3 protein-coding genes are annotated in these 5,933 nt (G+C 70.6%); 2 read left to right on the top strand and 1 reads right to left on the bottom strand.

Going from position 1 to position 5,933, the window contains the following annotated elements; all coding sequences use genetic code 11:
• Positions 1-68 precede the first annotated feature (68 nt).
• Positions 69-2,243 (bottom strand): 4-alpha-glucanotransferase, encoded by a 2,175-nt coding sequence (malQ, locus tag B4M60_RS04665; RefSeq protein WP_291080749.1) that lies wholly within the window; start codon positions 2,241-2,243, stop codon positions 69-71.
• Positions 2,244-2,430: 187 nt separating this feature from the next.
• Here malQ and B4M60_RS04670 point away from each other — a divergent pair, with 187 nt between their 5' ends.
• Positions 2,431-3,642, top strand: coding sequence for an acetyl-CoA C-acetyltransferase (locus tag B4M60_RS04670; RefSeq protein ID WP_291080751.1), 1,212 nt, complete (start codon positions 2,431-2,433; stop codon positions 3,640-3,642).
• A 39-nt stretch (positions 3,643-3,681) separates the two neighbouring features.
• Entirely contained in the window at positions 3,682-5,871 is a 2,190-nt protein-coding gene (locus B4M60_RS04675) for a 3-hydroxyacyl-CoA dehydrogenase NAD-binding domain-containing protein (protein ID WP_291080753.1), read from the top strand.
• Positions 5,872-5,933: the final 62 nt, after the last annotated feature.

Raw genomic sequence — 5,933 nt, forward strand, 5'->3', positions numbered from 1 at the left:
AGGTCACCGCCGAACACAATTTCACACGAGAGCCCCGATCGCCTTCCGCGACCGGGGCTCTCGTCATTTCACCCGTGCTGTGGGGTTCCCGGGGTGCGGCCGAGCGCGGCGTCCACGACACGACGGGCCAGTGGCGACGTGCGGAGATCCTCGAGGCCGACGAGCGCTCCCCGGCCGTCGGACAGGGGAACCCGCCAGTTGGGGTACTCGTCGGACGTCCCGGGCATGTTGACCGGCCGGCGGTCGCCCACCAGGTCCGCCACCGAGACCGCGCAGAGCAGCGAGGGGGTCGCGGACAGCATCGCGTGCAACGCCACCACCAGATCCTCGGGGCTGTCGCCGCGCAGGAGTCCGCGCCGGCGGGCGGCGTCCGCGTACGAGCGGATCTCCTCCCCGGCGCTGCGGCGCTCCTCGTCGGGATCGCCGGTCAACTGCCCCAGCTCGCGACGGATGTCCACGTGGACGAGATCCGCGTACCCGGCGGACGGGGGGAGATCGTGCGTCGTGACCGAGGCCATGCACAGCCGGCGGTAGCTCTCGGGGGGTAGCGGGCTGCTGTCCCGCTGCTCGAACCACATCACCGACGTCCCCAGGACCCCGCGCTCGGCCAGCACCTCTCGGACCCCGGGAGCGACGGTTCCCAGGTCCTCGCCGACCACCACGGCGCCGGCGCGCGCGGCCTCGAGCGCGAGGACGCCGAGCATCGCCTCGGAGTCGTACCGGACGTAGGTGCCCTCGGTGGGCGGGAGGCCGGCGGGGATCCACCACAGTCGGAAGAGCCCGAGGATGTGATCGATCCGCACCCCGCCTGCGTCACGCAGCGCGGCCCGGACGATGTCGCGGAACGGGCCGTAGCCCTGCTCGGCCAGGGAGTCCGGGCGCAACGGCGGCTGCGACCAGTCCTGTCCGCGCTGGTTGTAGACGTCCGGCGGCGCTCCCACGGTGACACCGCGGGCGAGCGAGCGGTGAAGTGCCCAGGCGTCGGCGCCGGTCGGGTGCACACCGACCGCCAGATCGTGGAGGATCCCCAACCGCATGCCCGCCTCGAGGGCCTTCCGCTGGGCCGCCGCGCGTTGCTCGGCGACCAGCCACTGCACCCACTGGTGGAAGCGGACCTCCCCGGCGTGATCCCGGGCGAAGCGCGCCACCTCGGGGGACTCGGGATCCCGCAGGGCCGCGGGCCACCTCGACCAGTCGGCGCCGTGTTCCGCCGCGAGCGCGCACCAGACGGCATAGCGGCCCAGTCCCGGTCCCTCGGCGGAGACGAAGTCCGCGAGACCGGACTCTCGCTCGGCCCGCCGCGGGGCGGCGAACAGGATCCGCAGCGCCTCGAGTTTGGCCGTCCACGAGGAATCGCGGTCGATGGTGTCCGCGAGGTTGGCGGGGTGCTGCGACTCCGCGAGCGCGTCCACCCTCGCCCTGTCGGCCGGCGGCAGCCCCGCGTATTCCGGGATCTCCTCCGGCCGCAGGTAGACAGGCGAGGCGAACCTGCGGGTGGTCGGCAGGTACGGGGACGGCCCCAGCGGAGGGAACGGCTCCCCGGCGTGCATGGGGTTGACCAGCACGAAGTCGGCGCCCAGGTCCCGGCCCGCCCACTCGGCCAGGGCGACCAGATCCGACAGGTCGCCGACGCCCCAGGACCGCGCCGATCGCACTTGGTAGAGCTGGGCGGCCAGTCCCACCGCGCGTCGCTCGTCGAGTCCGGCGGGGATGGGGATCGTGGGTGGTGAGACCAGGAGGGTGGACTCGGCGCGGTGCGAGGCGGCCTCTTCACCCTCGACGACGGCGAGGAGGCGATGCCACCCGGTCGGCAGCGACCCCGGGAGCCGGACGGCGAGGCGGTCGGTGAGCACGCCGTCGACCTCCCGCGACTGCTCGGGGGTGGGGGACGGGCGCAGCTCGAGGGGGGCGGATCCGTCCTCGAGGGCGATCGACAGGCGCACCCTCGCGCCGCGCGGGACGTGGACCGGGCTCGTGAGGGCGGTGCCCTGCCTGGCCACGACGGTCGGGGGCAGCACACGCCGCCAGGGGCGCAGCCGCACCTCCGTCAGGGCTTCACGGACGGCGGTGTCGCCCTCGTCGTCGTCGCGTCCGGTCTCCACCCCCATGGCGGCGAGGACCGCTCGGAGCGTCCGGGAGGAGATGTCCCGGTGGACACCGTGCGCGTCCTCGTAGCTGGTGGCGACCCCGCACTCCGCGGCGAGCTCGGCCAGGGCGGGGGGTACGGCGTCGATCGGGCTCACGTGTGTCCTCAGTGGTGGGGCGGCGGCTGGTCTCACGGCGTCACGGACGCGCAGGCTCCACTGTGCCACCGGTGCGTACCGGGTGCGGTGAGCCGAAACGGACCGCACTCCGAACCGCCCGGGAGCACCACGTAGTGTGAAGCGGAACACGTACCAGTTCCGCCCAGAGAAAGGCCGTGGACCACCCATGACCGAGGCATTCATCTACGACGCCATCCGCACACCGCGGGGCAAGGGTAAGCCCGGCGGCGCCCTCCACGGAGTCAAGCCCATCGATCTGGCCGTCGGGCTGATCGAGGAGATGCGTCACCGCTTCCCCGACCTCGACGAGAACCGGATCTCAGACGTGATCCTGGGCATTGTCAGCCCGCTCGGGGACCAGGGCATGGACCTGCCCCGCATCGCCGCGCTGGCCGCCAAGATGCCCGACACCGTCGCCGGTGTCCAGATCAACCGGTTCTGCGCGTCCGGCCTGAGCTCGATCAACATCGCCGCGCAGAAGATCCGCTCCGGCTGGGACGAGGTCGTCCTCGCCGGCGGCGTCGAGTCGATGTCGCGCGTCGCGATGGGCTCGGACGGCGGCGCCTGGGCCATGGACCCGGCAACCAACTACGACACCTACTTCTCGCCCCAGGGCATCGGTGCGGACCTCATCGCCACCATCGAGGGCTTCAGCCGCGAGGACGTGGACCGCTACGCGGAGCGCTCGCAGCGACTCGCCGCCCAGGCCTGGGACGAGGGGCGGTTCGACCGGTCCGTCGTGCCCGTCAAGGACATCAACGGCATCACCATCCTCGACCGGGACGAGCACATGCGCCCGGGCACCACCGTCGAGTCGCTCGCCGGCCTCAAGCCGTCGTTCGCCATGGTCGGCGACATGGGTGGCTTCGACGCCGTGGCGCTGCAGAAGTACCACTGGATCGAGGAGATCAACCACGTCCACCACGGCGGCAACTCGTCCGGCATCGTTGACGGCGCCGCGCTCGTGCTGGTCGCCTCCGAGAAGGCCGGCACGGAGATGAACATGGAGCCGCGCGCCCGCGTCGTGGCTTCGGCCACCTCCGGTGCCGACACCACCATCATGTTGACCGGCCCGACGCCGGCCGCGGAGAAGGCCCTGGCGATCGCCGGCCTGACCGCGGATGACATCGACCTCTGGGAGATCAACGAGGCGTTCGCGTCCGTCGTCCTGCGCTTCCAGAAGGACATGAACATCCCCGACGAGAAGCTCAACGTCAACGGTGGCGCGATCGCGATGGGTCACCCCCTCGGCGCGACCGGCGCCATGATCACCGGCACGATGATCGACGAGCTCGAGCGGACCGGCGGCAAGCGCGCCCTCATCACGCTCTGCGTGGGCGGCGGCATGGGTGTCGCCACCATCATCGAACGCGTCTGATCCGCCCCACCAACACGGCCATACAGGAGTAAAGAACCAGTGAGCGAAAACATGTTCCGGTGGGAGCAGGACGGCGACGGCTTCGTCACCCTCACCATGGATGACCCCGACCACGGCGCCAACACGATGAACGCCCGGTTCATCGACGACTTCACCACCACCGTCAACCGCATCGAGGCCGAGAAGGACTCGATCAAGGGCGTCGTGCTGACCTCGGCCAAGAAGAGCTTCTTCGGCGGCGGCGACCTCAAGTCCATGATCCAGGCGGGCCCGGCCGACGCCGAGGACCTGTACGCCCGGTCGATGGAGATCAAGGGCCGCATGCGCGCCCTCGAGACCTGCGGCGTGCCGGTCGTGGCCGCCATCAACGGCGCGGCCCTCGGCGGCGGCCTCGAGCTGGCCCTGGCCACCCACCACCGCGTGATGGCCGACGCCCGTGGCGCCAAGGTGGGTCTGCCCGAGGTCACCCTCGGCCTGCTGCCCGGCGGCGGTGGCATCGTCCGTACCGTGCGCATGTTCGGCCTGGCCCAGGCCGTGCCGAACATCCTCATGTCCGGCAGGTCCTTCGCGCCCGCCAAGGCACTCGAGATGGGCCTCGTCGACCAGGTCGTCGACGCCGACACGCTCATCGACGCCGCCAAGGCGTGGCTGAAGTCCGAGCCCGAGGCCACCCAGCCGTGGGACCGCAAGGGCTGGAAGCTGCCCGGCGGCACCATCACCCACCCGGCCCTGGCCGGCGTCCTGCCGTCCTTCCCGGCCAACATGCGCAAGCAGACCAAGGGTGCGCCCTCCCCGGCGCCGCGAGCCATCATGGCCGCGGCCGTCGAGGGGTCGCAGGTCGACTTCGCGACCGCCGAGAAGATCGAGGCGCGCTACTTCGTCTCGCTCGTCACGGGCCCCATCGCCAAGAACATGATCCAGGCGTTCTTCTTCGACCTGCAGCACTGCTCGTCGGGTGGCGCGCGGCCCACGGCCGCCGACGGCTCCGAGATCCCCAAGACCGAGTTCACGAAGGTCGGCGTCATCGGCGCCGGCATGATGGGCGCGGGCATCGCCTACGTGTGCGCGAAGGCGGGCATGGAGGTCGTGCTCAAGGACGTCGAGATGGCCGGCGCCGAGAAGGGCAAGGCCTACTCCGAGAAGATCGAGGCCAAGGCGCTCGAGCGTGGTCGCACCACCAAGGAGAAGTCCGACGCCCTCCTGGCCCGCATCACCCCGACCATCGATCCGCAGGATCTGGCCGGCTGCGACACGGTCATCGAGGCGGTCTTCGAGTCGCCCGAGCTGAAGAAGAAGGTCTTCCAGGAGATCGAGGGCATCGTCAATCCCGACGCGCTCCTCGGCTCCAACACGTCGACCCTGCCGATCACCGACCTGGCCACGGGCGTCCAGCGTCCCGAGGACTTCATCGGGATCCACTTCTTCTCGCCCGTCGACAAGATGCAGCTCGTCGAGATCATCAAGGGTGACAAGACCACCCCGGAGACGCTCGCCAAGGCCATCGACCTGACCCTCGCCATCCGCAAGGTGCCGATCGTCGTCAACGACTCGCGTGGCTTCTACACCTCGCGCGTCATCGGCACGTTCGTCAACGAGGCCATCGGCATGCTGGATGAGGGCATCGAGCCCGCCACCATCGAGCAGGCCGGCCGCATCGCCGGTTACCCGGCCGCGCCGCTGCAGCTGTCGGACGAGCTGAACCTCAACCTCATGCTCAAGATCCGTCAGACCGCGCGCGACGCCGCCGCCGAGGCCGGCGAGGAGTTCGTCGAGGTCGCCTCCGACCGCGTCACCGCCAAGATGGTCAACGAGCTCGAGCGGTCCGGCCGCCTCGCCGGTGCCGGCTTCTACGAGTACTCCGACGGCAAGCGCACGGGCCTCTGGCCCGGCCTGCGCGAGGCGTTCAACACCTCGCCGGACAACGCCCCGCCGCTGCAGGATCTGATCGACCGCATGATCTTCGCCGAGGTGCTCGAGACGCAGAAGTGCGTCGATGAGGGTGTGATCGAGGATGACGCCGACGCCAATATCGGCTCGATCATCGGCATCGGCTTCCCCGCGTGGACCGGTGGCACCCGCCAGTACGCGAAGAACTACTCGGAGCCGGGCGCCAAGGTCGCCTCGGGCTACAAGGGCTTCGTCGCCCGAGCCGAGGAGCTGGCCGCCAAGTACGGCGACCACTTCCTGCCCACCGAGTCGCTGAAGAAGCTGGCCGCAGAGCAGGGCTGATCCTGTTCCAGCCCCACTGAACCGCGCAGACGCGCGCGAGGCGGCCGCCCCCGGTGTTCCGG

It is taken from the genome of Dietzia sp. UBA5065, assembly GCA_002415925.1.
Classification (GTDB): Bacteria; Actinomycetota; Actinomycetes; order Mycobacteriales; family Mycobacteriaceae; genus Dietzia.